At 67.9% G+C, this 26080-nt stretch carries 29 protein-coding genes; 28 read left to right on the top strand and 1 reads right to left on the bottom strand.

Annotation, left to right across the window (positions count from 1 at the left end; translation table 11 throughout):
• Position 1: 1 nt before the first annotated feature.
• The 27 genes from cysT (P73_RS05800) (at position 2) to P73_RS05675 (ending at position 24453) form a co-directional block, all read left to right on the top strand.
• On the top strand, positions 2-841 hold the full coding sequence (cysT, locus tag P73_RS05800) for a sulfate ABC transporter permease subunit CysT (protein ID WP_043868850.1): 840 nt from the start codon (positions 2-4) through the stop codon (positions 839-841).
• Positions 834-1133, top strand: a complete 300-nt coding sequence (locus tag P73_RS05795) for a hypothetical protein (protein ID WP_043868849.1) — start codon at positions 834-836, stop codon at positions 1131-1133. Before cysT (P73_RS05800) ends, P73_RS05795 begins: the two co-directional genes overlap by 8 nt.
• Complete coding sequence (cysW, locus tag P73_RS05790; RefSeq protein WP_043868848.1) at positions 1126-1992, top strand: sulfate ABC transporter permease subunit CysW; 867 nt, start codon at positions 1126-1128, stop codon at positions 1990-1992. Before P73_RS05795 ends, cysW (P73_RS05790) begins: the two co-directional genes overlap by 8 nt.
• Before the next feature lie 14 nt (positions 1993-2006).
• On the top strand, positions 2007-2726 hold the full coding sequence (locus tag P73_RS05785; protein ID WP_074743159.1) for a sulfate/molybdate ABC transporter ATP-binding protein: 720 nt from the start codon (positions 2007-2009) through the stop codon (positions 2724-2726).
• A gap of 16 nt (positions 2727-2742) precedes the next feature.
• The gene (locus tag P73_RS05780; RefSeq protein WP_043868847.1) at positions 2743-3123 is read left to right on the top strand and encodes a hypothetical protein; all 381 of its coding nucleotides are present in this window, start codon (positions 2743-2745) and stop codon (positions 3121-3123) included.
• On the top strand, positions 3120-3599 hold the full coding sequence (locus tag P73_RS05775) for an Lrp/AsnC family transcriptional regulator (RefSeq protein ID WP_043868846.1): 480 nt from the start codon (positions 3120-3122) through the stop codon (positions 3597-3599). Before P73_RS05780 ends, P73_RS05775 begins: the two co-directional genes overlap by 4 nt.
• Before the next feature lie 249 nt (positions 3600-3848).
• Positions 3849-4922, top strand: coding sequence for a sulfate/molybdate ABC transporter ATP-binding protein (locus P73_RS05770; RefSeq protein WP_043868845.1), 1074 nt, complete (start codon positions 3849-3851; stop codon positions 4920-4922).
• A gap of 14 nt (positions 4923-4936) precedes the next feature.
• Entirely contained in the window at positions 4937-5935 is a 999-nt protein-coding gene (locus tag P73_RS05765) for a sulfate ABC transporter substrate-binding protein (RefSeq protein ID WP_043868844.1), read from the top strand.
• Entirely contained in the window at positions 5932-6774 is an 843-nt protein-coding gene (cysT, locus tag P73_RS05760; protein WP_043868843.1) for a sulfate ABC transporter permease subunit CysT, read from the top strand. Before P73_RS05765 ends, cysT (P73_RS05760) begins: the two co-directional genes overlap by 4 nt.
• Positions 6774-7628, top strand: a complete 855-nt coding sequence (gene cysW / locus P73_RS05755; protein WP_052453064.1) for a sulfate ABC transporter permease subunit CysW — start codon at positions 6774-6776, stop codon at positions 7626-7628. Before cysT (P73_RS05760) ends, cysW (P73_RS05755) begins: the two co-directional genes overlap by 1 nt.
• Positions 7609-8265, top strand: coding sequence for a peroxiredoxin (locus tag P73_RS05750; protein WP_043868842.1), 657 nt, complete (start codon positions 7609-7611; stop codon positions 8263-8265). Before cysW (P73_RS05755) ends, P73_RS05750 begins: the two co-directional genes overlap by 20 nt.
• A gap of 135 nt (positions 8266-8400) precedes the next feature.
• Positions 8401-10023 (top strand): Na/Pi cotransporter family protein, encoded by a 1623-nt coding sequence (locus P73_RS05745; RefSeq protein ID WP_043868841.1) that lies wholly within the window; start codon positions 8401-8403, stop codon positions 10021-10023.
• Positions 10024-10244: 221 nt separating this feature from the next.
• A complete protein-coding gene (locus tag P73_RS05740; protein WP_043868840.1) occupies positions 10245-10835 on the top strand; it encodes an RBBP9/YdeN family alpha/beta hydrolase in 591 nt (196 codons plus the stop codon).
• Positions 10836-10955: 120 nt separating this feature from the next.
• Complete coding sequence (locus tag P73_RS25910; RefSeq protein WP_158401915.1) at positions 10956-11108, top strand: hypothetical protein; 153 nt, start codon at positions 10956-10958, stop codon at positions 11106-11108.
• Entirely contained in the window at positions 11108-12490 is a 1383-nt protein-coding gene (locus P73_RS05735; RefSeq protein ID WP_043868839.1) for an FAD/NAD(P)-binding protein, read from the top strand. Before P73_RS25910 ends, P73_RS05735 begins: the two co-directional genes overlap by 1 nt.
• A gap of 125 nt (positions 12491-12615) precedes the next feature.
• Positions 12616-13185 (top strand): FMN reductase, encoded by a 570-nt coding sequence (msuE, locus tag P73_RS05730; RefSeq protein WP_043868838.1) that lies wholly within the window; start codon positions 12616-12618, stop codon positions 13183-13185.
• A gap of 93 nt (positions 13186-13278) precedes the next feature.
• Entirely contained in the window at positions 13279-14175 is an 897-nt protein-coding gene (locus P73_RS05725) for a TauD/TfdA dioxygenase family protein (protein WP_052453063.1), read from the top strand.
• A gap of 36 nt (positions 14176-14211) precedes the next feature.
• Positions 14212-15564 (top strand): LLM class flavin-dependent oxidoreductase, encoded by a 1353-nt coding sequence (locus P73_RS05720; RefSeq protein WP_043868837.1) that lies wholly within the window; start codon positions 14212-14214, stop codon positions 15562-15564.
• A gap of 16 nt (positions 15565-15580) precedes the next feature.
• Positions 15581-16417, top strand: a complete 837-nt coding sequence (locus P73_RS05715; protein ID WP_043868836.1) for an ABC transporter permease — start codon at positions 15581-15583, stop codon at positions 16415-16417.
• Between the two features lie 28 nt (positions 16418-16445).
• Positions 16446-17420 carry an ABC transporter substrate-binding protein gene (locus P73_RS05710; RefSeq protein WP_043868835.1) on the top strand — a complete coding sequence of 325 codons (975 nt, stop codon included), beginning with the start codon at positions 16446-16448 and terminating at the stop codon, positions 17418-17420.
• Positions 17421-17431: 11 nt separating this feature from the next.
• Positions 17432-18202 (top strand): ABC transporter ATP-binding protein, encoded by a 771-nt coding sequence (locus P73_RS05705; RefSeq protein ID WP_043868834.1) that lies wholly within the window; start codon positions 17432-17434, stop codon positions 18200-18202.
• A 342-nt stretch (positions 18203-18544) separates the two neighbouring features.
• On the top strand, positions 18545-20059 hold the full coding sequence (locus P73_RS05700; protein WP_174446903.1) for an SLC13 family permease: 1515 nt from the start codon (positions 18545-18547) through the stop codon (positions 20057-20059).
• Positions 20060-20197: 138 nt separating this feature from the next.
• Entirely contained in the window at positions 20198-21067 is an 870-nt protein-coding gene (locus P73_RS05695; RefSeq protein WP_043868833.1) for a dioxygenase family protein, read from the top strand.
• A 51-nt stretch (positions 21068-21118) separates the two neighbouring features.
• Positions 21119-22303, top strand: coding sequence for a muconate/chloromuconate family cycloisomerase (locus tag P73_RS05690; RefSeq protein WP_082033129.1), 1185 nt, complete (start codon positions 21119-21121; stop codon positions 22301-22303).
• Positions 22304-22306: 3 nt separating this feature from the next.
• Positions 22307-22693 (top strand): hypothetical protein, encoded by a 387-nt coding sequence (locus P73_RS05685; protein WP_043868832.1) that lies wholly within the window; start codon positions 22307-22309, stop codon positions 22691-22693.
• Positions 22690-23529 carry an alpha/beta fold hydrolase gene (locus tag P73_RS05680; protein ID WP_043868831.1) on the top strand — a complete coding sequence of 280 codons (840 nt, stop codon included), beginning with the start codon at positions 22690-22692 and terminating at the stop codon, positions 23527-23529. Before P73_RS05685 ends, P73_RS05680 begins: the two co-directional genes overlap by 4 nt.
• Positions 23530-23556: 27 nt before the next feature.
• Entirely contained in the window at positions 23557-24453 is an 897-nt protein-coding gene (locus tag P73_RS05675; protein WP_043868830.1) for a LysR family transcriptional regulator, read from the top strand.
• A 65-nt stretch (positions 24454-24518) separates the two neighbouring features.
• On the opposite strand, the gene P73_RS05670 is transcribed toward P73_RS05675, so the two are convergent.
• Entirely contained in the window at positions 24519-25349 is an 831-nt protein-coding gene (locus tag P73_RS05670) for an SDR family NAD(P)-dependent oxidoreductase (RefSeq protein ID WP_043868829.1), read from the bottom strand.
• Between the two features lie 92 nt (positions 25350-25441).
• On the opposite strand from P73_RS05670, the gene P73_RS05665 reads away from it, so the two are divergent.
• Positions 25442-26062 (top strand): TetR/AcrR family transcriptional regulator, encoded by a 621-nt coding sequence (locus P73_RS05665; protein WP_043868828.1) that lies wholly within the window; start codon positions 25442-25444, stop codon positions 26060-26062.
• Positions 26063-26080 lie beyond the last annotated feature (18 nt).

The following is a 26080-nucleotide window of genomic DNA, read 5'->3' as shown; positions in this document are numbered from 1 at the left end:
CATGAGGGCGAGTCTTCTCCGCTCGCCCTCTCCCCTGCCGGGGTTTGGGCTGAGCTTCGGGATCATGATGACGGTCCTGTCGATCGTCGTCCTCCTGCCGATCGTCGCCCTGCTCGGCCGGGGACTGGCCATCGGCCCCGCCGATCTCTGGTCCATGGTCAGCTCGCGCCGGATCCTTTCGGCGCTGGCGCTGTCGTTCCGCGCGGCCCTGATCGCCTCGCTGTTCAACCTGGTCTTCGGGCTGGCGCTCGCCTGGGTGCTGGTGCGCTACCGCTTCTGGGGGCGCCGGCTGATCGACGCCGCCATCGACCTGCCCTTCGCCCTGCCCACGGCGGTGGCGGGCATCTCGCTCTCGGCGCTCTACGCGCCCAACGGGGTGTTCGGCAAGCTGCTGGCGCCGCTCGGCATCCAGGTCGCCTATACCGAGCTCGGCATCTGGCTCGCGCTGATCTTCATCGGCCTGCCCTTCGTCGTGCGCACCGTCCAGCCGGTGATCGAGGAATGCGACCGGGAAGTGGAGGAGGTCAGCGCCACCCTTGGCGCGCGGCGCTTCTACACGCTGCGCCGGGTGGTCCTGCCGATGCTGACGCCCGCGCTGCTCACGGGCTTCGCCCTCGCGCTCGCGCGCTCGGTCGGGGAATACGGATCGGTGATCTTCATCGCGGGCAACCTGCCCTACCAGACCGAGATCGCGCCGCTGCTGATCGTGATCCGGCTCGAGGAATACAATTACGACGCCGCCACCGCGATCGGGCTGGCCATGCTGCTGATCTCCTTCGCGATGCTGCTGATCATCAACATCATCCAAATCTGGAGCAGACGGAGGATCGGAGATGTCTAGAACGACCGACTATTGCAACGCCTGCAACCATGGCGGCGGGATCCGGCCGGGTGCCGGAACGCCCCTCTTCGTCATCCTCATCGGCGCGGGAAGCTTCCTGCTGTCCGTGACGGCCTGGATCGCCGGGCTGGGGGCGGGCTGGGCCCTCACGGGCTGGCTGGCGCTCAACATCCTCGCCACCGCCGCGGTCCTGCTCCGCGTCCTCACCCGCCAGACGGACGCCGCCTGCGCGTCGGGGAGGTGCCGGTTTCGAGACGGCGAAGAGCCTTTCGGGAGATCCGTGAATGTCTGATGCCGCCCCCTTCTCGCGCACGGCCTCCGTCACGACGGAGCCGCGCCTCGCCCGTGCCCTTCTCATCGGCATCGTGACGGTGCTGATCGCGATCCTGCTGTTCGCCCCGCTTCTGGCGGTCTTCGCCGAGGCGTTGCGGGACGGCTGGCTGGCCTCGGTGGCGGCGCTGTCCTCGCCCGACGCGGGCGCCGCGATCCGGCTCACGCTGATCGTCGCGGCCATCGCCGTGCCGCTCAACGCGATCTTCGGCGTCGCCGCCGCCTGGGCGATCACCAAGTTCGACTTCCGCGGCAAGGCCTTTCTGATCACGCTCATCGACCTGCCCTTCTCGGTCTCCCCCGTGGTCGCGGGCCTCGCGCTCGTCCTGCTCTTCGGGGCCAATTCGACCCTCGGCGCCTGGCTGATCGCCAACGACCTGAAGATCGTCTTCGCCTTCCCCGGCATCGTGCTCGCCACGATGTTCGTGACCTTCCCCTTCGTCGCGCGCGAGCTGATCCCGGTGATGATGGAACAGGGCCGGGCGGAGGAAGAGGCCGCGCTCACCCTCGGGGCCTCGGGCTGGCGGGCGTTCTTCACCGTGACGCTGCCGAACATCCGCTGGGCGCTGCTTTACGGCGTGCTGCTCTGCAACGCGCGCGCGATGGGTGAATTCGGCGCGGTCGCCGTGATCTCCGGCAAGATCCGGGGCGAGACCACCACCATGCCGATCGCGATCGAGATGCTCTACAACGAATATCTCTCGGTCGCCGCCTTCTCGCTCGCCGCGACCCTCGCTCTGCTCGCGCTCGTCACCCTTGCCCTGAAATCCCTGCTCGAATGGCGTTACGCGGACCTGCTCGCGGCCACCCGGCGCCATTGAAAGGAGTGCCCCACATGCATGTGGAAATCGAAGAAATCGCCAAGGAATACGGCGCCGAGCGGGCGCTTCATCCGGTCTCGCTCTCCATTCCCTCGGGCGCGCTGATCGCGCTCCTCGGGCCCTCCGGGTCGGGCAAGACGACACTCCTGCGCATTCTCGCGGGGCTCGAATACCCGACCTCCGGCCGGGTCCTGTTCGACGGGCACGACGCCACCGGCATGACGGTGCAGCAGCGCCGGGCCGGGTTCGTGTTCCAGCATTACGCGCTGTTCCGGCACATGACCGTCTTCGAGAATGTCGCCTACGGGTTGCGGGCGCGGCCGCGCAAGACGCGCCCGACCGAGGCCGAGATCGGCCGCCGCGTCAACCGGCTGCTCGACCTGATCCAGCTTCCCGATATCGGCGCGCGCTATCCCAGCCAGCTTTCGGGCGGCCAGCGTCAGCGCGTGGCGCTCGCCCGCGCCCTGGCCATCGAGCCGCGGATGCTGTTGCTCGACGAGCCCTTCGGCGCGCTCGATGCGAAGGTGCGCAAGGAGCTGCGCCATGGCCTGCGCGAGCTGCACGACACGACGGGGCTGACCACCGTCTTCGTGACCCACGACCAGGAAGAGGCGATGGAACTGGCCGATCTCGTGGTCGTCATGTCGATGGGCCGCATCGAACAGGTCGGCAAGCCGACGGACATCCGCGCCCACCCGGCCAGCGAATTCGTCCGCACCTTCACGGCGGCCTAGGGAATGGACCGGTGCAATGCGACCGCCGCCCCCGTCCGGTCCGCCGATCTGGCTGCGCGCGGCCCTCTGGTTCACGACGGCCCGGCTGCACGGCGGGCGCCCTGCCCTGCCTGCCGGGACCGGCGAGGGCTGGACGTTGCGCGCCGCCGCGCCGAAATGGGCCTGCATCTGGCGCAACCATCCGCAGGCCCAACGCCGCCTGCGCGTGATCGTGATGCCCCGGCCCTGGGACGGCGTGGCCGACACGGCCTGGCAGGCCCTGCTCCAGCACCGACTGCATGAGCTGGGACTTGCCGAACACGGGCCGGATTCCCGGCTCCTGGCCCAGGCCGAGCATGATCTCATGGCTCGGCTTGCGCCTCCCTGGACAAGAATGATGGCGAGGCCACACCGATGAGCACTCTGACACTCGACAGGATCGACAGGAAGATCCTCCATGAACTGATGCACGACGCCACGCTGCCCGTGGCGCAACTCGCCGAACGGGTCGGCCTGTCCCAGACCCCGTGCTGGAAACGGGTCCAGAAACTCGAGGCCGCCGGGATCATCACCCGGCGCGTCGCGCTCGTCGATCCCGAGAAGATCGGCATCGGCCTGATGGTCTTCGTGGAGATCGAGGCCACGGATCACAGCCCGGAATGGCGGGCGGAATTCCGGCGCGTGGTGCCGCGCTTCACCGAGATCGTGGAGGTCTACCGGATGGCCGGAGACATCGACTACCTGCTGAAGGTCGCCGTCTCCGACATGTCCGCCTTCGACGAATTCTACCTCGAGCTCACCCGCGCGCTGCCCTGCCGGAACATCACGTCGAAATTCGTGATGGAAACCGTCCAGACCACCACCGCGCTGCCGATCGACGTGGCGACGGCCTGACGCGATTTCCGCGGACCGGCCCTGCGCCCCGCGCGAAATCCCGGCGGGACACGAAAAAGAAGGATGTTCTTTCAAATGCCCGAAACCGCGAACGATGCACATGCGCCCCGGCGCCTCCGTCCCGCGCCTTTTTCAGGAATCCCGCGCGCGGGATGACCGCTGCCTTTTCGCGATGTGGCGGCGGACCGGCCGCGGACTTGCCGCCGGTATCCGCCGCCACTAGTGAACGGACAGCAGGGGAGATGCTGGATGTCGATCACGGTCAGGAACATCACCAAGAGTTTCAACGGGACACCGGTGCTCAAGGGCGTCGATCTCGCCGTTGAGAAGGGCGAACTCGTCGCCCTGCTCGGGCCCTCGGGCTCCGGCAAGACGACCCTGCTCAAGATCATCGCCGGGCTCGAATGGCCGGAAACCGGCGCGCTCGACGTCGATGGCGAGGACTGGTTCGCCCTGCCGGCGCGGGATCGCCGGATCGGCTTCGTGTTCCAGCATTACGCGCTTTTCCCGCACATGAGCGTGCGCGAGAACATCGCCTTCGGGCTGCGCGTGCGGCCGAAGGCGACGCGCCCTTCCCGTGCCGACATCCTGACCCGCGCCGACGAGTTGCTGCGCTTCCTGCAAATCCCGCATCTGGCCGACCGCTATCCCGGTCAGCTTTCGGGCGGCCAGAAGCAGCGCGTGGCGCTTGGCCGCGCGCTGGCGATCGAGCCCAAGGTGCTGCTGCTCGACGAGCCCTTCGGCGCGCTCGACGCCGCGATCCGGCGCGACCTGCGCCGCTGGCTGCGCGAGGTGCACGACGCCACCGGCTCGACCACGATCTTCGTCACCCACGACCAGGAGGAAGCCTTCGAACTGGCCGACCGCGTGGTGGTGATGGGGGAGGGACGGATCGAACAGATCGGCCATGCCGATCTCATCTCCGACCGTCCGGCGAGCCCGTTCGTCGCGCGGTTCATGGGCGCCACCGTCACGCTGCCGGTCCGCATCCAGGGCGGGCGGGCGCAGGCCGCGGGGCTCGACCTCTCGGCCCTGCCCGACGCCGACCTGCCGGACGGGCCGGCCGAGCTGTTCCTGCGGCCCGAGGATATCCGCCCCGAAGCCGCGACGGGCGCCGGCTGGCGGATCACCTCGCGCAGCAGCAACGGCACCCGGCTGCATCTCGCGCTGGCCGACGACAGCGCGACCGCGGCGGAGGCGGAGATCCCGCGCCGCGGCGCCGATCCCACCCTGTCCGAAGGCTGTGAAGTCCGGCTGCATATCGCGGCGGGCGCCCTCTTCGCCTCCCCGGCCCCCGCGGGCCGGACCCCGGAACTTGCATGAAAGGAAACCGTTCAATGACCTTCACACCGATCAAGGGCGCGGCCCTCGCGCTGATCCTCGGCGCCGGCCCCGCGCTGGCGCAGGACCACCTGCTCAACACCAGCTACGACGTCGCCCGCGAACTGTTCGAGGCGCTGAACCCGGAATTCGCCGCGCAATGGCAGGAGGACACCGGCCGCGAGATCACCATCGACATGTCGCACGGCGGCTCGTCGCGCCAGGCGCGCGCGATCCTCGAGGGGCTGCCGGCCGATGTGGTGACCTTCAACCAGGAAACCGACGTGGACGTGCTGGTCGAGGGCGGCCTGATCGACGAGGGCTGGCGCGACGAGCTGCCCAACGGCGCCTCGCCCTGGTATTCGCTGCCCGCCTTCCTGGTGCGCGACGGCAACCCGAAGGGGATTGAGGACTGGGACGACCTGATCCGCGAGGACGTGCAGCCGGTCTTCCCCAACCCGAAGACCAGCGGCAATGCGCGTTACACCTACCTTGCCGCCTATGCCTACGGGCTGCGGAAGTTCGACGGCGATCATGAGGCCACGCAGGAGTTCGTGCGCAGCATCTTCTCCAACGTGCCGGTCTTCGACACCGGCGGGCGCGGCGCGACGCAGACCTTCGCCGAGCGCGGCATCGGTGACGTCCTCGTCACCTTCGAGGCCGAGACCGGCGGCATCGCCGCCGCCTATGCCGACCAGAACCTCGTGCGCGTGACGCCCTCGCTCAGCCTCTTCGCCGCCTTCCCGGTGGCCGTGGTGGACGAGAACGCCGAGCGCAACGGCACGGCGGAGACCGCGACCGCCTATCTCGAATGGCTCTATTCGCCCGAAGCCCAGCGCATCGTCGCAGACAACTATTACCGTGTCGCCGACGAGACGGTCGCCGCCGACTATGCCGACCGGCTGCCCGAGGTGGAGCTGGTGACGGTGGACGAGGTCTTCGGCGGCTGGGAGGCCGTGAGCGCGGAGCATTTCGCCGAAGGCGGCATCCTCGACGAGGTCTTCGTCAACCAATGACGGTGGCCGCACCCATCCGTGCGAAACGCGTCCTGCCGGGGTTCACACTGAGCCTCGGCACGACGCTGCTTTACCTGACGCTGATCATCCTGATCCCGGTCATCGCGCTGGTCCTCAAGGGGGCGGAGATCGGGCCGGACAATTTCATGCGGATCGTGACCTCGCCGCGCGCGCTGGCGGCCTTCCGCGTCACGCTGACCGCGGCGGCGATCGCGACGGCGATCAATGCCGTCTATGGGCTGCTGATGGCCTGGGTGCTGGTGCGTTACGACTTTCCGGGCAAGCGCCTGCTCGACGCGCTGATGGACATTCCCTTCGCCCTGCCGACCGCGGTGGCGGGGATTTCGCTGACCGCGCTGTTTTCGTCGTCGGGCTGGTTCGGGCCGCTTCTCGACGCGCTCGGCCTTCAGGTCGTCTATACGCTTGCGGGGATCGCCATCGCCATGGCCTTCACCTCCATTCCCTTCGTCGTGCGCACCGTGCAGCCGGTGCTCGAGGATCTCGACCCCGCGCTCGAGCAGGCGGCCGAGACGCTGGGCGCGCGGCCCTGGACCATCTTTGTCCGTGTCGTCTTTCCCGCAATCCTGCCCGCCTGGCTGGCCGGCTGCACCACCGCCTTCGCGCGCTCGCTGGGCGAATTCGGCGCGGTGGTCTTCATCGCCGGCAACCTGCCGATGAAGACCGAGATCGCATCGCTCCTGGCCTATATCCGCCTCGAGGAATACGACTATAACGGCGCGGCCGTGATCGCGCTGGCGCTGCTGGGCTTCGCGCTCGTGCTGCTGCTCGCCTCGAACCTGCTGCAATTCTGGGCGGCCCGCTACAGGGAGGCCATGTGATGCGTCCCCCGCGCCCCCTCGTCCCGCGCCTGCTGATCGCCCTCGCCACCGTGCTGACGCTGCTCTTCGTGGTCGCGCCGCTGGCCTTCATCTTCGCGCGTGCCCTTGCCGACGGCTGGCAGGTCTATGCCGCCAATATCCTCGACCCGCTGACACTGCACGCGATGTGGCTCACCTCCGTGGTCGCGCTCATCGCGGTGCCGGTCAACATCCTCTTCGGCCTCGCCGCCGCCTGGGCGGTGGCCAAGCACCGCTTTCCCGGCCGCGGGCTTCTGGTGACGCTGATCGAGATCCCCTTCTCGATCTCGCCGATCATCGCCGGCATCTGCTATCTGCTGCTCTACGGGCGGCAGGGCCTGCTGGGGCCGTTCCTGCGCGAACACGACATCCAGATCATGTTCGCCCTGCCCGGCATCGTGCTGGTGACGCTGTTCGTCACCGCACCCTTCGTCGCGCGCGAGGTGCTGCCGCTGATGCAGGGACAGGGCACCGAGCAGGAGGAAGCCGCCGTCACCCTCGGCGCGAGCGGCTGGCAGGTGTTCTCGCGGGTCACCCTGCCGAATATCCGCTGGGCGCTGCTCTACGGCGCGGTGCTGTGCACGGCACGGGCGGTGGGCGAATTCGGCGGCGTCTCGGTCGTGTCGGGCAATATCCGCGGCCAGACCAACACCCTGCCGCTGCATGTCGAGCTTCTGTTCAACGACCTCAACACCACCGGCGCCTTCGCGGCCGCCTCGACACTGACGCTGATCGCGCTGGTCGCCCTTGCAGTCAAGACACTGCTTGAGACGCAGCGCGGAACCGATCATTCTGCAACCCGGAAAGGAGAATCCAATGTCCCTGCGCATCAATGATATCGCCCCTGACTTCGAAGCCGACACCACCGAGGGTCCGATCCGCTTCCATGACTGGATCGGCGACGGCTATGCCGTGCTGTTCAGCCATCCGAAGGATTTCACGCCCGTCTGCACCACCGAACTCGGGCTGATGGCGGGCCTCGCGCCCGAATTCGCGAAACGCAACGCGAAGATCATCGGCATTTCCGTCGACCCGGTGGAAAGCCATGACAAATGGAAGGCGGATATCCAGACCGCCACCGGCCATGCCGTCGGCTATCCGATGATCGGAGACCCCGAGCTCAAGGTCGCCAAGCTCTACGACATGCTGCCGGCCTCGATCGAAGGCTCCTCCGAAGGCCGGACGCCCGCCGACAACGCCACCGTGCGCACCGTCTTCGTCGTCGGCCCGGACAAGCGGATCAAGCTGTCGCTCACCTACCCGATGACGACCGGCCGCAACTTCGACGAGATCCTGCGCGCGCTCGATTCGATCCAGCTCACCGCCAAGCACCAGGTCGCGACGCCCGCGAACTGGAAGCAGGGCGAGGACGTGATCGTGACCGCTTCGGTGTCGGACGAGGACGCGAACACCCGCTTCGGCGGATTCGAGCGGGTTCTTCCCTATCTGCGGAAGACCCGGCAGCCGGACTGACCGGCGCCGGAAGCGAAACGGCGCCCGGCGGGCCGCGACAGGAGCGGCCCGCCATTGATCTTCGGCGAAAACGGGAGATCATTGGCAAAAGCCCTGCCCACGACGGGCACAGGGTGAAACGCGACGGGGCGGACCATGGCATCACTCGTTGTCTTCTTCCAGATCGGCGGCGCTGTCGCCCTGCTCCTGTTCGGGCTGGGCCTCGTGCGCGACGGGGTCACGACCGCCTTCGGCCTCCGGCTGAAGACCGCGCTCGGCCTCGGCACCCGGACCGGCCCGCGCGCCTTCTTCTCCGGCCTCGTGGCCACGCTGGGGCTGCAATCCTCCACATCCACCGCGCTTCTCACCGCCTCGTTTCTCGACCGGCAGCTCATGGGCGGCCGCATGTCCCAGGTCGTGCTCCTCGGCGCGAACGTGGGCACCGCCCTGACCGCGCTGATCATCTCGGTGGGGCTCGGAGCCATCGCACCGGCGCTGATCCTGATCGGGTTCACGGCGAGCCGCCGGGAAAGACCGGTCGTGAGCGGCAGCGGCCGCGCCCTGATCGGGCTCGGGCTGATGCTCATCTCCCTGACCCTGCTCGAGGCCGCGACCACGCCGCTGCGCGAGGCCAGCGAACTGGCGGCGTTTCTCGCGATGCTCGATGCGGCGCGGCCGGTGGCGCTTCTGTTCGCGGCCTGTATCGCGGCGGTCTGCTCCTCCTCGCTCGCGGCGGTGATGCTCGTCATGACGCTGGACGTCCCCGCCGGGCTTTGCGTCGCCCTCGTGCTGGGGGCCAACCTCGGAGGCGCGATTCCGCCGGTCCTCGTCACCGCGAAATCCGGTGTCGCCGCCCGCCGCCTGACGCTGGGCAACCTCTTCGTGCGCGCCGCCGGATGCCTTCTGGTGCTGCCGCTGGCGGGATATTTCGGCGCCACGCTGGAACGGTTGCCGGTTCCCATCACCAGCCTCGCCGTCGAGGCCCATCTCGCCTTCAACATTCTCCTGTCGCTCTGCGTCGCGCCCTTTGCGGGGCTGCTCTCGCGCGGTCTGGAACTGCTGCTGCCCGAGCCAGAGCCGGACGGCGAGGCGCCGCCGCAATGGCTCGACGAACAGGCGCTCGAAGTCCCGCTTCTCGCCCTCGGCGGGGCGAGCCGGCAGGCCCTGTCGATCGGGGACGACATCGCGCGGATGCTGGACCTGACCCGGCTGGCCTTCCGCAGGAACGACAGCAGCCCCCTGGCCGAGGTCAGCGCCCTGGAAAATCGCGTGGACCTGCGCCAGCAACAGGTGAAGACCTATCTCTCGCGCCTCGGCCGCGACGCCGACGAGCACGACCGGCGCCGCGCGATCACGATCCTCGACTATGTGATCAACCTCGAACATGTCGGCGACATCATCGAAAAGGGCCTCGCCGCCAATGTGCGCAAGAAGGTCGGCTTGCAGCTCCGCTTCTCGGATGCGGGCTATGACGAACTGGACGCCATGTTCCTGATGACGGCGGAGACGCTGCGGATGGCGCAGACGATCTTCATGACCCGCGACATGGAACTCGCCCGGCAACTGATCCAGCAGAAGGTCGAGATCCGCAACCGCGAGCGCCAGTCGGCGCAGCGCCATCTCGTGCGGCTGCGCGAAGGCCATCAGCAGACGCGGGAGACCTCCTCCCTGCATCTCGACATCCTGCGCGACCTGAAACGGATCAGCGCGCATCTCGTGGCGGTCGCCCATCCGATCCTCGACGAGGAAGGACTCCTGATCGAAAGCCGCCTGCGGTAGCGATCTCCCGCTGCGGCCGGGAATCGCCTGTCACGGCGCAGCCGCGCCCTCCGCGGGGGCCGGCGCGTCGCGCCACCGCCCTCCGCGCCTCTTTCAGGCGGAGTTTCGCCGTTTTTTCGGGCAACCACCCCCTCCGGAGATTATCCTTCTCGATTTCATTGACACTTTGGAATCCAAATACACGATTAACTTGGTAGTCTTTAAGGGAAAGGAGAACCGACATGATCAGAACCTTGCTCATTCCCGGCCTCGACGGTTCGCCGGCTCCGCATTGGCAACACTGGTGGGCCGCCACCGATCCCTCGGCCAAGATCGTCGAGCAACATTCCTGGTCGGAGCCTTCTCCGGAGGCCTGGCTCACGGAAATCGCGGCGGCGACGCTGGTCCACCCGGACTCGGTGCTTGTCGGCCACTCCCTCGGCGCCATCGCCATCGTCCGCCTGCTCGCCTCCTGGCCCCAGGTCAGGATCGCCGGCGCGCTTCTGGTCGCTCCGGCCGAACCGGAGCGCAGCGACCGCACGGCGCCCTTCGGCCGCATCCCGCAGCGCCCGCTCGGAACCAAGACCATCGTGGCGGCCAGCCGGAACGATCCCTGGATGGAGCAGGAGCGCGCCCGCGGCCTGGCCCGGAACTGGGAGGCCGACTTCATCGACATGGGCAATGCCGGACATATCAATGTCGAGTCCGGTCACGGCCCCTGGCCCGAAGGCAAGGCGCTGCGCGACCTGCTCTGGCCGCCAAGCGCCGCCGAGCGGCCCCTGCGCGCGTCGGTGTCCGTGTCGGTCGCCGGCGGCATGGAGGCACGGCCATGATGTTTCACTTCGCCCTGACGCGGCTCCGCAAGGCGATGCCCGCGCTCATCTTCGGCGCCAGCTACGTGACCCTTTTCGCCTTCGTCCTTTTGTCGTAACCTGTCTGAAAGGAGACGCGACATGTTTCCCTGTTGCGCATATGATCCCGGCTTCCTCCTCTTCGCCCTCGGCGACGGGGATTACGAACCCGAGCCCGACCACGACATCCTCGCCATTTCGCTGGCCGTCTTCGCTGCGGCGGGCGTGATGGCCCTCCTGATGCTGGTCTCCTGATGGACGGGGCCGCACACAGGGGGCACAACTCGCCGGAACACGTCCTGATCGTCGGCGGCGGGGCGAGCGGGGTTCTCATGGCGGCACATCTGCTGCGCCTGCCGGGGCAGCAGGTCGAGATCACGATCATCGAACGCGCCGAACTGCTGGGCTGCGGCATCGCCTATGGCACGGACGATCCCGATCACCTGCTCAACACCCGCGTCTCGCAGATGAGCGCCCTGCCCGACGAGCCGGATCATTTCGAGCGCTGGCTGGATGCCGAGGGCCTGCCTGTGTCCGGCATGAGCTTCGTCGATCGCGGCACCTACGGGCGCTACCTGTCCGGCCTGCTCGATCCGTGGCGGTCCTGCTCCGGCGACGCGCGGCTCCACTGTATCCGCGGCGAATGCCTGCGCCTGCACGAGACCGGGGAGGGCGTGGTCGCCGAACTCGACGACGGCAGGACCGTCCGGGCCGACCGGGCGGTGCTCGCGACCGGCCACGCGGTCCCTGCCACCCCTCCCCCGCCCTTGCGCGGCGGGTGGGATTTCACGCCCCCCGACCACCCGGATGCGACGGTCGCGATCATCGGCACCGGCCTGAGCATGGTCGATCATGTCGCGACACTCCTCGCCGCCGGACACCGGGGGCCGATCTACTGCCTGTCCCGGCGCGGGCTCCTGCCGCAGGCGCATACCACCACACAGCCCCTCCGGCTGGAGGCACAGGACATTCCCCTTGGCGCCTCGGTCAGCGACACGGTTCACTGGCTTCGCAGCCTCGCCCGCCGCGCCGAAGCGCAGGGCGGCACCTGGCGGGACGCCGTCGACGGCGTGAGACCGCATGTCGCAAGCATCTGGCGGAACTGGTCGCTCGAGGACCGGTCCCGCTTCCTGCGCCATGCCGCCTCCTGGTGGGAGGTGCATCGCCACCGGATGCCCCCGGTCTCGGCCGACCGCATTTCGCGCGCCACGGCGAGCGGCCAGCTCTGCATCCTGCGCGGCCGCTTCGAGGGGGCGCAGGAGCGTCCCAACGGCCGGATCACCCTGAACATCGACCCGTGGAAGGACGGCGGCCCGCGACAGCTGGTCGTCGATGAGGTGATCGACTGCCGCGGCATCCGCCGCAACCCGGAGGAACACGCCGCCCCGGTGATCCGCGAGCTTCTGACCCGCGGCGCCGCACGGCTCGACCCGCTCGGCCTCGGTCTCGACACGACGCCGGCCGCGGAGGTGATCGACGGCGCCGGGCGCGCCTCCCGCCGCCTTCAGGCCATCGGCCCCGCGGCACGCGGCGCCCTTTGGGAAATCACCGCGATTCCCGACATCCGCGAGCAGACCGCCGCCCTGGCCCGCACGCTCCTCGACCGCTCTGGCCGCTCCGCCCGCCAGGGGGGCTGAGGTTCTCCGAAGCGCGCCGCCGACACGCGATTTCACCTCTCTCCCCGCCGATCTTTGGAATGGAGTGAAGCCCGTCGATCCATTACACGTTAAATACGATAGATTTAATCGTGATAGGAGACGACATGACGGACATCATCGGATTCGCGGGCAGTCTGAGCGCCCCGTCCCGCACGAGAGCGCTGGTCGACAGGGCCGTGCGGCAAAGCGCGGCCCTGTCGGGACGCACTAGCCATGTCTTCGACCTCGGGGATCTGGACGCCTCCTTCGGAACCGCGCAAAGATATGCCGATCTCGGCCCGAAAGCCCGTGACGCGGTGGACCGTCTCATTGCCGCAGACGCGCTCGTGGTCGGCAGCCCGGTCTACAAGGGAAGCTACTCCGGCCTCTTCAAGCATCTCTTCGACCTGCTCGATCCCGACGCGCTGAAGGGCAAGCCCGTCCTGCTCACCGCAACCGGCGGCGGCCACCGCCATGCGCTGGTCATCGAGCACCAGCTTCGCCCGCTCTTCGGTTTCTTCGAGGCCGCGACACTCGCCACCGGGGTCTATGCCGCGTCGGAGGATTTCGACGAGGGGCAGCCGACATCGCCGGCGCTTTTGGCCCGGTTGCAGGATGCAGCGAGCCAGCTTGCCCTCGCCATAGGCACGCGCGGACCCGCACGGTCGCGTGACCTCGCCTACAGCCTGGCCTGACCTCCCCCCTTGCCCCGATCCGCCATGTCGCTGAACCGGTCCCGCGACGGACCGGCACCGGCGGAGCCTTGTCCATCGAAAGGAACCATATCCATGACCCAGCACGAAACCCTCACCCCGGACACACCCGTACTCGACGCCCGTCCGATCACGCCCGTCATCGGCGCCGAGATCCGCGGCATCCGCCTTTCGGGCGACCTGCCCGAGCCGGTCGTCAGCGCGCTGAAGGCGCTCGTCGCCCGCCACAAGGTCCTGTTCTTCCGCGACCAGGACCACCTCGACGATGCCGGACAGGAAGCCTTTGCCAAGCGGCTCGGCGATCTGGTCCCGCATCCGACCCAGCATATCCGCGAAGGGACCTCGAGCCTCCTCGAACTCGATTCCGACCACGGCGGCCGGGCCGACAACTGGCATACGGACGTGACCTTCGTTCCCGCCTATCCGAAATATTCGGTGCTGCGCGGCGTCGTCATCCCGGAGACGGGCGGCGACACGATCTGGGCGAATACGGCGACGGCCTATGACGCCCTGCCCGCGGCGCTGAAACAGCTCGCCGACGGGCTGCGCGCGGTGCACAGCAATGCCTACGACTATGCCGCGCTGCGGCCGAAGGCGACGGAGACCGAGACGAAGCATTACAAAGAGGTCTTCTCCTCGACGGCCTTCCAGACCGAACACCCGGTGGTGCGCGTGCATCCCGAGACGGGGGAGCGGACCCTGCTCCTCGGCAGTTTCGTGCAGCGGATTTCCGGCCTGTCGCGTGCGGATGGCCAGAAGATCTACGAAATCTTCCAGGAGCATATCACCGCGCCCGAGCACACCGTGCGCTGGCAGTGGCAGCCCAACGACGTCGCGATCTGGGACAACCGCGCGACCCAGCATGTCGCCGTCAACGATTACGGCGATGCGCATCGCGTCGTGCGGCGCGTCACGATCGACGGCGACATTCCCGTCGGCGTCGACGGACGCGAAAGCGCGGCGCTCGCCTGACCCCCGAATTTTTTTCAGCAAGACAGGAATTGACTCATGACCAGACAGATCAAACTCGGCGCCTTTCTTCCCGGCGGCGGCCAGCATATCGCCGCCTGGCGACACCCGGACCAGCCGGCCGACGGCGCCACGAATTTCGAATTTCACAAGCAACTCGCCCTTACGGCGGAACGCGGGCTGTTCGACGCCTATTTCCTCGCCGACGGGCTTGCCGCGGCCTTCAGCGGCGGCGTGGAAGGCGGCAACGCGAAGGTCGCGGGCTTTGAGCCGGTGACGCTGTTTTCCGCGCTTACCCCCCTCACCACCCATCTCGGTTTCATCGCCACCGCCTCCACGACCTATGAGGAGCCCTATAACACAGCGCGCAAATTCGCTTCGCTCGACCTGATTTCCGACGGCCGGGCTGGCTGGAACGTCGTGACCACGGCGACGGAGGCGGCCGCGCGCAACTTCAACCTCGACCAGCAGTTGCCCCATGCCGCCCGTTACAGGCGCGCGCAGGAGCATGTCGAGGTGGTGAAGAAGCTCTGGGACAGTTTCGAGGACGATGCCTTCCTCCGCGACAAGGACAGCGGCGTGTTCTTCGACACGGCCAAGGTGCATGGCGCGGATCATGCCGGAGAGCATTTCAAGGTGGCGGGACCGCTCAACGTGTCGCGCTCGCCGCAGGGGCATCCGGTCATCGTGCAGGCGGGACAGTCCGAGGACGGGCGCGGGCTCGCCGCCGCGACGGCAGAGGTCATCTTTACCGCGCATCAGCATCTCGACACGGCCCAGGAATTCTATCGCGACATCAAGGCCCGCGCCGCGGCCAACGGGCGCAACCCGGACCATGTGCTGATCATGCCGGGCGTCTCGCCCTTCGTCGGACGGACCGAGGAGGAAGCGCGGGAGAAATACGACCGCCTCACCTCCTATATCCTCGAGGAGGACGGCATCGCGCTGCTGAACGGGCTGACCGGCGGCACGCTCGACCTGACCGGCCACGACCTCGACGGTCCCCTGCCGCCCGCACCGCCGACGGAGGGCAACAAGTCGCGCCAGGCGCTGATCCGGCAGATCGCGGACGAGAACGGCTTCACCATCCGCCAGCTCTATCAGTGGATCGCCTCGGCCCGCGGTCATTTCACGATCGTCGGCACGGCCGGGCAGGTCGCCGACATGTTGCAGGAGTGGTTCGAGAACGAGGGGGCAGACGGCTTCAACATCCTGCCGCCCTGGCTGCCGACCGCGCTCGACGATTTCGTCGACCTGGTGATCCCCGAACTTCAGCGCCGCGGCCTGTTCCGCACCGCCTACGAGGGCCGGACCCTGCGCGAGAATCTCGGCCTGCCCTTCCCCGCCAATCGCCATGCGGCGCGCCATCGCGTCGTCGAGGCCGCCGAGTGATCGAGGAGGACATGACATGACCTATGAACTGACCGACACCCTGCGGCGCGCGCGCCCGAAACGATCCGCCCGCGCCACGGCCGCCCCCGCCCTGCGGCGCGTGCTCTCGCGGGGGGTGGCCGATTACGGGCTGCTCGTCGCCTTCTTCGCCGGATGGCAGATCGCCAGCAGCGCGGGCTGGCTCAATCCGGCGGTCTTCCCGCCGCTCGACCGGGTGGCATCGGCACTGTGGAAGGGGATCGCCTCCGGCGCGCTCGTCGACGATATCGCGATCTCCCTGCAACGCGCCGGCATCGCCTTTCTGGGCGCGGTGGCGCTCGGCATCCCGCTCGGCCTCTTCATGGGGCAGATCCGGGCGGTCGAGCGGGCGCTCGACCCGATCCTGCAACTCTTCCGGCAGACTTCGGCGCTGGCGCTCTATCCCGTCTTCATCCTGCTTCTGGGGCTGGGCGAGGCGTCCAAGGTCTTCGTCATCTTCTGGGCGACGCTGTTTCCGATCCTGCTCGCCACCATCGGCGGCGTGAAGGAGGTGGACGGCAAGCTGATCGAGATGGCGCACAGCTTCGGCGCCTCGCGCGCGACGATCTTCCGCCGCGTGGTCCTGCCGGCCTCCGTGCCGTCGATCTTCGTCGGGCTGCGCCTGTCGGCCACCACCGCGCTGCTGCTGCTGATCGCGGCCGAGATGATCGGCGCGAACAAGGGCATCGGGTTCCAGGTGATGAATGCGCAATACAATTTCCAGATCCCGCTGATGTTCGCCGCGATCTTCCTTCTGGCCGTCCTCGGCCTCGCCGCGAACCAGGTTCTGGTCCTTCTTCAGCGGCGCCTCTGCCGCTGGAGCCTCAATTCCTGACCCACGCACCTCACGACAGGACAGACCCATGACCCATAGATTCAAAACCCTTCTCTCCGCCGCGGCGATCGCCATCGCCGGAACCGCCCATGCCGAAGAGGTGACGATGCGCTTTCTCGCCGGCCACGGCGGCGTCTCGGCTCACGAACTCGCCCAGGAGCTCGGCTATTTCGAAGGCACCGGCGTCCGTTTCGAAAATGTCGGCTATAGCGGCGGCGGCCCCGAGTCGCTCTTCGCGCTGGCCTCCGGCAGCGTCGAGATCGGCTCGGCCGCGACCTCGGCGGTGATCAACTCCATCGCCGGCGGCAACGATTTCGTGGCCGCCTACCCCTCCAACGGCATCAACGACAAGGTGCAATCCATCTTTCACGTCCTCGAGGACAGCCCGATCCGGTCGATCGAGGACATCGCGGGCAAGACCATCGCCGTGAACACGCTCGGCGCGCACCTCGACTATACCGTGCGTGAGGCGCTGCATTCGGTGGGCCTGCCGCAGGACGCCGCCAACCTCGTCGTCGTGCCGGGGCCGCAACTCGAGCAGGTCCTCCGGTCGGGACAGGTCGATATTTCGGCCTTCGGCTACTGGCAGACCACGTTCGAAGGCGCGGCCCGCAGCCGCGGCGGGTTGCGCGCGGTCTTCGACGACACCGATGTGCTGGGCGAGATCGCCGGCGGCTTCACCGTGCTGCGGCGCGACTGGGCGGAGGCGCACCCGGAGGCGGCCCGCGCCTTCATCGAGCAATCCGCCCGCGCCCTCGACTATGCGCAGGACCATCCCGAGGAAACCCGCGAGATCTTCGCCCGCCTGCTCGAGGAGCGCGGCGAAAACCCCGAGGTCGCCCAGTATTTCCAGGGCTACGGCACGCGCAAGGGCGGTCTGCCGGTGGAACGCGACGTGCAGTTCTGGATCGACGTGCTTGTCCGCGAAGGCGCGCTCGCCGAGGGCCAGATCACCGCATCCGACATCCTTCTGGTCAGTGGCGACCAGAACGTGACGAACTGAGGAGCACGCCCATGCTTCATACACAGCCCCTGACCAGGGGAGAGGTAAAAATCCGCGACCTCTCCAAATCCTTTCAGCTCGAAGGCGAAACCCTGACGGTCCTGAAGAACCTCGACCTGCGCATCCGCGGCGGCGAAAGCCTTGCCGTCGTGGGGGCGAGCGGCTCCGGCAAGACCACCCTGCTCAGGATCCTCGCCGGTCTCGAGCAACCCGACACGGGAACCGTCCTGATCGACGGCCAGCCCGTTCACGGCCTCGGACATGAACGGGCGGTGATCTTCCAGGAGCCCCGCCTCCTGCCCTGGCTCACGGTGCTCGGCAACGTCGCTTTCGGGCTCGAGGTCCAGGGCGTTTCCCGGAGCGAGGCGGAAGAGCGCGCGCGGCGCTACATCCGCCTCGTCGGCCTCGCCGAATTCGAGACGGCCTGGCCGCGCCAGCTCTCCGGCGGCATGGCCCAGCGCGTGGGGATCGCCCGTGCGCTGACCGTACAGCCGGAGATCCTGCTCCTCGACGAACCGCTGGGCGCGCTGGATGCGATGACCAAGCTGACGATGCAGGAGGAACTCACCCGGATCTGGGCGGAACAGCAGGTGACGATGGTTCTCGTGACGCACGACCTCGAGGAGGCGATCTTCCTTGCGGATCGCGTGCTCGTCCTGCCGAAGGAAAAGGGCGGCCATCCGCGCCTGATCGACATCGACCTGCCCCGGCCCCGCGACCGAAGCGAAGCGCGCTTCGTCGGCTTCCGCCGGCAGCTCATGGCCGAATTCGGACTGCACTGAACGGACCGGCCCGCGCAGGGCCAGGCCGACCATTCTCGCGTTGCGGTCCTGCCCCGGCCAGCCAACCTCTGGCCGGGGAGCGGACGGGGCACCTCCCGCACAGGTTGTGCGCCCGGCCGCGCGATACCCTCAAATCCCCTCCAATCTGGCCTCTCATGCCGCGTTGGGTATCGACGGATACCCTGCGGTGCATTGCGTTTTGCAGTCCGACACCGGAGGTCTTGCGGATCACGCAGGGCCGGCGCTCCGGCCCGAAGACACCGACCGCACCGTTTCGCCCGCCTCGGGCCCCCGTGCGACCGGCCGCGGCGCCTGCCGCGAGGAAGGGATGGAGGACATCGGATGGCAGACAGGCAGAACGCCTCGCGCGGCGGGGCTCGCGAAACGATCAATTTCACCACCATGGCACTGGGGCCGGTCGCCGGCCTCATCCTCGGGCTGATCCTGCCGGAGAGCCTGGCGCTGCCCGGCCGCATGGCGGCGGGCGGAGCGCTCTGGATGGCGATCTGGTGGATGACCGAGGCGGTGCCGATCCCGGTGACCTCGATGCTGCCGCTCGTGCTTTTCCCGCTGCTCGGCGTCGGCAGCTTCGGCCAGATGGCCGCGCCCTATGCGAGCCCGGTCGTCTTCCTCGTGCTCGGCGGCGTCATCCTCGGCCTCGCCACGGAACAAAGCAACCTGCACCGCCGCATCGCCCTGCGCACGATCCGGGCCGTCGGCACGCGACCGGACCAGATCGTGCTGGGACTGATGATCGCCTCGGCCTTCATCTCGGCCTGGATCTCCAACACCGCGACGGCGGTGATCATGGTGCCGATCGGCGTGTCGATCCTGCATCTCGTCCGCGACATCGCCCGCGAGCAGGGACGCGAGGGCGGCGATGCGAAATTCTCCGCCTCCATCATGCTCGGGATCGCCTATGGCGTCACCATGGGCTCCGCCGCAACGCTGATCGGACAACCGCCCACCGCGCTGATGAAGGCCTACCTGCTCGAACAGCATGGCTACGACATGGGCTTTGCGCAGTGGATGGCCATCGGCGTGCCCTTCGCGGCGATCATGCTGGTCGTCGGCTGGCTCCTCCTGACCAAGCTCATCTTCCGCCCGGAAATGCGCGAGCTTCCCGGCGGCGCGGCGCTGATCCGCAGTGAGATCGACGCCCTCGGCCCGATGACCAAGGCCGAATCCCGCGTCGCGCTGATCTTTCTCGGCGCCATCTTCTTCTGGGTGGCCGTGCCCCTGCTGACCCGGATCGCCGCGGTGGACGCGGCGCTGCCCTTCCTGTCGGGGATCTCCTCCGACCAGGTGGCGATGACCGCCGCCGTGGCCTGTTTCCTCGTCTCCTCGGGCGAGAGGGACGACAGCGGCCGCCCCGTGGCGCTGCTGAGCTGGAGCGCCTCGCGCGAGATCCCGTGGGGCCTGCTCCTGCTCTTCGGCGGCGGGCTGAGCCTCTCGGCCGCCTTCACCGCGACCGGCCTGTCGGTCTGGATCGGCAACCAGGTCGCCGCCTTCGGCGAGATGCCCGCGCTGGTGGTGCTGATGACCGCCGCGATCGTCGGCCTCGGCCTGACCGAACTGACCAGCAACACCGCCACGGCCGCCGCCTTCTTTCCGATCATGGGCTCCGTGGCCATCGGCGTCGGGATCGACCCGCTGGTGATGACGGCGGTGATGACCCTCGCCGTCTGCTCGGCCTACATGCTTCCGGTCGCGACGCCCTCCAACGCCGTGGCCTTCGGCTCCGGCGAGGTGTCGATCCGGCAGATGGTCCGCGCCGGGGTCTGGCTGAACCTCGTCTCGATGGTGGTCATCTTCCTGATGATCGAGACGCTGTTCCCGCTGGTCCTGACCCGCTGATCTCTCCGGCAGACGTGTCCCCGCCCGACACCGGCAGGGGCACGAAATACCGAAAAGGTATCACAACAGACCTTGGCGGGCATTGATCGGTATGACCCGAGGGCGCATCCTGTCCTGGCATTCACGAGGGAGGAACTCATGCGAAGCATTACCCTGGACACCATCACCGAGGCGGTCATTTCCGCCCTCTCGGACGACATTCCGCCCCGCAACCGCGAAATCCTGCAAAGCGCCATCCGGCATATCCACGCCTTCATGAAGGAGGTCGACCTGACCTATGACGAATGGCTGGGGGCGATGGAATGGCTGCGGCGGGCGGGCGATATCTCCGACGAGTCCCGCAACGAATTCATCCTGATCTCCGACATCCTCGGGGTCGAGGTGCTGGCGGACATGATCGACAAGAAGCCGACGCATAACGAGACGATCTCCACCGTGCTCGGGCCGTTCTACCGCGAAAACCCGCCGGTCCTGCCGAAGGGCGCCTCGATCATCCAGAAGGATTTCGAGGGGCAGGAGACGGTGCGGATCACCGGCACCGTGCGCGACACCGACGGCGCGCCGCTTCCGGGCGTGACCATCGACGTGTGGGAAGACGCGCCGAACGGGCTCTACGAACAGCAGGACCCGGACCAGCCGGAGATGAACCTCCGCGGCCGCTTCGAGACCGACGAGAAGGGGGAATACGAACTGGTCGCGATCCGTCCGGTTCCCTATCCGATCCCCTATGACGGCGCGGCGGGGGAACTGCTGAACTACATGGGCCACCACCCGATGCGGCCCGGCCATATCCACTTCATGGTGATGAAGGACGGTTACAAGACGCTGATCTCGCAGATCTACGACAGCACGACGGACTATCTCGACAACGACAGCGTCTTTGCCGTGAAGGAAGAGCTGATCGCAGAGCTGACGCCGGCGCCCGAAGGCGCGGACACCGATCTCGTGATGACCTTCGACTTCGTCATCCGCGACAACGCCCTTCTGGGGACGGACGCCGCGGAATGATCCCTGCCGGACGGGGGCACGCCCCTGTCCGGCACAACAATGAGGCCCTACATGACATCTTCGCCCGGCACACCCGTCCCGGCTTCCACCGTCTTTCCCGAGACCGACCTGCGCCGCGCCACCGCCATTCGCCGCATCACCGCGCGCATCGTCGAGGCGCCGACCACGCGCAAGCACAAGCTCTCCAACACCTCGGTCAGCCATCAGGGCTATATCTTCGTGGCCGTGGAGCTCGAGAACGGCGTGACCGGATACGGGGAGGGATCGACCCTCGGCGGGCCCCGCTGGGCGGAGGAAAGCGTCGAGGCGATGAAGGCCAATATCGACGCCTATCTCGCGCCCGCGCTGATCGGCCATCCCGCCTGTCTCGCCGAGGAGGCGAGCCTGCGCATGGACCGCGCGGCGAAGCGCAACTTCACCGCCAAATCCGCCGTCGACATGGCCCTGCTCGACGCCATGGGCAAGACGCTCGACGTTCCGGCGCATATCCTGCTCGGCGGTGCCGTCCGGACCTCCTTTGACGCGATCTGGGCACTGGCCTCCGGCGATGCCGCGCAGGAGGTCGACGAAGCGCAGGCGATGATCGCGCGCGGCTGGTTCCGGCGCTTCAAGATCAAGCTGGGCTTTGCCGACCCCGCCACCGACCTCGCGCGGCTCGCCGCGCTCCAGAAGGCGCTGCCGGAGGGCACGCCGATGGTGGCCGACGTCAACCAGGCCTGGTCGGAGGCGGAGTGCATCCGCTACCTTCCCGCGCTCCGGGATCTCGGCGTGAGCCTGATCGAGCAGCCGCTCGCCGCCGGCCAGACCGCGGCGTCGCGCCGCGTGGCCGCCCGCGCGGATGTTCCGGTGATGATGGACGAAGGCGTCTCCACCCTCGCGGAGGCGGCCACGGAGACCGCCGCGGCTACGGGATCGGTGCTTTCGCTGAAGCTCTGCAAGCATGGCAGCGCGCGAAATCTCAAGCGCGTCGCGGGGATCGCGGCGGCGGGCGGCGTGCAGCTCTACGGCGGCTGCCTGCTGGAAAGCTCGATCGGCGCGGCGGGGCATCTGCATGTCTTCGCGACGCTGCCGCGGCTCGAATGGGGCACCGAACAGTTCGGCCCCAAGATCCTGGTCGAGGATCTGGTGACCGAGGGCCTGCGCTACGAGGCCTTCCAGGTGCACCTGCCCGAGGGACCGGGGCTTGGCATCACCCCCGACCACGACATCATCGAGAAATTTTCAAGGAAGGACTGACCCATGGGCGAGACCGATCTGCTGCCCCGCCTGTCCGCCATGGCCGAGATGCTGGCGGGCCGGGCGCATCTGGCGCGCCTCGGCGCACTCTTTTCCGAAACCGTGCTGATCGAGGTGGGTCCGGCGGAATATTACCTGACCTTTCACCGCGGGCGCATCGAGGACATCCGCACCGGCCCCTCCCGCAAGATCCCCTGGCGTTTCGCCCTGCGCGTCGACCATGCGGCTCTGATGAAATTCTGGGAGCCGGTGCCCGAACCGGGCTTCCACGACATCTTCGGCTTCGTGAAGACGGGCCGCGGCCGGATCGAGGGAGACATCCTCGTCCTGGTCAAGAACCTTCGCTTCTTCAAGGAATTCATGGCCCTCGGCCGGGAGGTCTCCGCATGAGCCAGTTCGAACCCATCACCGGCCGCTACGTGACCATCGAGGCCGGCGGCCGCCCGTACCGCATCTTCTTCGAGGAAGCGGGACAGGGCCAGCCGGTGATCTGCTTTCACACGGCAGGCGCCGATACCCGGCAATGGCGCCACATCATGAACGATCCCGCGGTGACCGACAGCCATCGCATCATCGCGGTGGACATGCCCTGGCATGGCAAGTCCCTGCCCCCGGAGGGCTGGCAGACCGAGGAATATCTCCTGACCACCGAATTCTACATGGAGGTGGTGCTCGCCATGGTCGCCGCGCTCGGGCTTGAGAAACCGGTCTACGCGGGCTGTTCCATGGGCGGGCGGATCGCGCTGCAACTGGCGCTGCGCCATCCCGAACCCTTCAGGGGCTTCATCGCCATCGAGGCCTCGGACTTCCAGCCCGCCTGGTACGACATCGACTGGTTCCATCGTCCCGACGCCCATGGCGGGGAGATGGGGGCCGCCCTCGTCTCGGCCAATATCGCGCCGCAGGGCCCGGAGGTCGAGCGCTGGAACACCCAGTGGATGTTCATGCAGTCGGGACCGGGCGTGTTCCGCGGCGACCTGAGCTTCTACACCCGCGACGACAGCCTCGTGGGACGGCTCGGGCAGATCGACACCTCGACCCGGCCCCTGCACATCATGGTCGGCGAATACGACATGACCTGCACGCCCGAGGATGCCGAACGCACCGCGCGGGCGATTCCGGGAGCCACGCTTGCGCTGATGCCCGGCATCGGCCATTTTCCCATGAGCGAGAACCCCGAGGCCTTCCGGCCGCACTTTCTCGACGCGCTCGCCCGCATGGGCTAGATCGGGGAGGCGAAAGGCGGGCTCCGCGTGGAACTGAAACGGCTGAAATATTTCATCGCGGTCGCAGAGGATCTGCATTTCGGTCGTGCGGCCGCGCGCCTCGAGATGGCCCAGCCCCCGCTCAGCCGGCAGATCGCCGCACTCGAACGCGACCTCGACGCAAAGCTCTTCGACCGCTCCCGCAGCCAGATCCGGCTGACGCCCGCGGGAGAGGTCTTTCTCGAGCGGGCCCGCGATCTGGTCGACCGCCTCGACAGCGCCTATCGGGAGGCCCGGCTGATCGGCCACGGCGGGGCCGGCCGGCTGCGCATCGCCTTCGTCGGCTCGGCCACCCACGGCCCCCTTCCGACGCTGATCAAATCCTACCGGTCGCATTATCCCGGCGTCGACCTTTCGCTCGCCGCGATGAACAACGCCGAACTGGAACGGGCGCTCGTCCAGCAGGACATCGACATCGCCGTCGCCCGCCCCGCGCTGAAGGGGCAGGATCTGCGCTCGGTCCTGCTGACGGACGAACCGCTGGTGCTCGCCCTGCCGGACAACTCGTCCCTCGCGACCCGCAGCGCGGCCGTCGCCCTGTCCGAACTCGAATCCCAGACCTTCGTCCTCTACCCGCGCCGACCGCGCCCGAGCTTCGCCGACGATGTGCTGCGCTGCTGCGAAATGAACGGGTTCACGCCGCGCGATCAGGCCTTCGCGCAGGACTACCAGACCGCGATTTCCCTCGTTTCCGTGGGGGTGGGCCTCTCGGTCGTGCCCCGCAGCGTCAGCCAGGTCAGCCGCCCCGGCGTCACCTTCCGCCCCTTCACGGGCGAGAATCCCGGCACCCGCCTGACGATCCACGCACGGCTCGACAACCGGCGTCCGCACCTGTTGAATTTCTTCGAGATCCTGCGCCGCTTCGTCCACCAGCGGGATCGGTAGCGCCGCCGTTCCTCGCCGGTCGGCGGACCGGGGAACGCCTGTCCCCTCCCCCCGGCCCGCAGTGGTCACACGCGCGGGGCGCCCTGCGCGGCGTTCGAGACGTCCGCCCAGGCCTCCCAGGTCTCGAGCCGGCTGCGGTAGTGGTCCTTGACCATCGGCAGCAGCCAGTTGCCGAGGATCAGGCGCAGCGGCGGATCCTCGGAATCCACCAGCTTGAGGATGGCAGGCACCGTCGCGTCCGGATCCCCGATGATCGCGCCGTTGAACTTGCCGTGCTGGTCGGCACGCAGTTGCGCATAGGCGGGCATCGCGGTCTCGAGCTGCGTCGCCGCGCGAAAGCCGGTGGAGAAACTGCCCGGCTCGACGATCGTCACCTTGATGCCGAAGCCCGCGACCTCGCCCGCCAGCCCCTCGGACAGCGCCTCCACCGCCCATTTCGAGGCGATATAGCTGCCCCCCGTGGGCAGGCTGACCATGCCCGCGATGCTCGACAGCGTCAGGATATGGCCGCTGCCCTGCGCGCGCAGACAGGGCAGCACCGCCTGGAGCACGTTCAGCGTGCCCCAGACATTCGTCTCGAAATTCGCCCTGGCCTTGTCGATGTCGATCTCCTCGACCGCGCTCATGTAGCCGTAGCCCGCATTGCTGAGGATCACGTCGAGCCGGCCGAAATGGTGGTGCGCCTGTGCCACCGTGTCGAACACCGCCGCGCGGTCTGTGACGTCGAGCGGCAAGACGAGCACCGCGTCGCCGTATTTTTGCACGAGCGCGTCGAGCGCCTGCGGCTTGCGGGCGGTGGCGACGACCTTGTCGCCCCGCTCGAGCGCCGCTTCCGACCAGAGGCGACCAAAACCGCCGGAGGCGCCGGTGACGAACCAGACCTTTTCGTGGGACATGAGCCAATTCCTATAAAATTGCACTTGGTGCGATTTTAATATTGCACTCGGTGCAACTTTTCAAGTCTGTCGCGGCATGGCAAAAGGAGGGCATGGACAGCACATCGGAAAACACCGGAGGATTGCGCGCCCGAAAGCGCCGCGAGACGCGCGAGCGGATCGTCGAGGCCGGTCTGAGACTCTTCGTGGAGAACGGTTACGAGGCCACGACGCTCGACATGATCGCGGCGGCGGCGGGGATCTCGCGCCGGACGTTCTTCTATTATTTCCGCTCGAAGGAGGAGGTGCTGCTGGCACGGGATGGCAGCGGCTTTCCCCAGGCGCTGCGCGGTGCGATGCGGGAACAGCCGCCGGACCAGACCCCGCTCGCCGCCGCGCTGGACTGTTTCCTGCACCTCGCCTCGCGCTACGAAACCCGCGAATCGGTCACGATCGACCGGCTGCTGCGCTCGACCGAGGCGCTGCGGGCGCGCAAGACCGCGCTGTTCATCGAGATCGAGCAGGTCCTCTTCGAGACCATGTGCGAAATATGGCCGGCGCCGGACCGGCGGGACGGCCTGCGCGTCATGGCGATGATGGCGGCGGGCGCCCTGCGCCTCGCCCTCGATGAGAGGCGGACACAGGAGGACGGGCGTCCGCTCGCCGACTGCCTGAGGCGGAATTTCGCGCTTCTGGAAAGCCCCGCCGGTCCGGGCGCCGCGACACCGTCCTGAGGGCGCGAAACCGGCGGA

The sequence above is a fragment of the Celeribacter indicus genome, assembly GCF_000819565.1.
Lineage (GTDB): Bacteria > Pseudomonadota > Alphaproteobacteria > Rhodobacterales > Rhodobacteraceae > Celeribacter > Celeribacter indicus.
The sequence above is the reverse complement of the archived record's forward strand: the minus strand, read 5'-3'. Positions and strand labels throughout refer to the sequence as shown.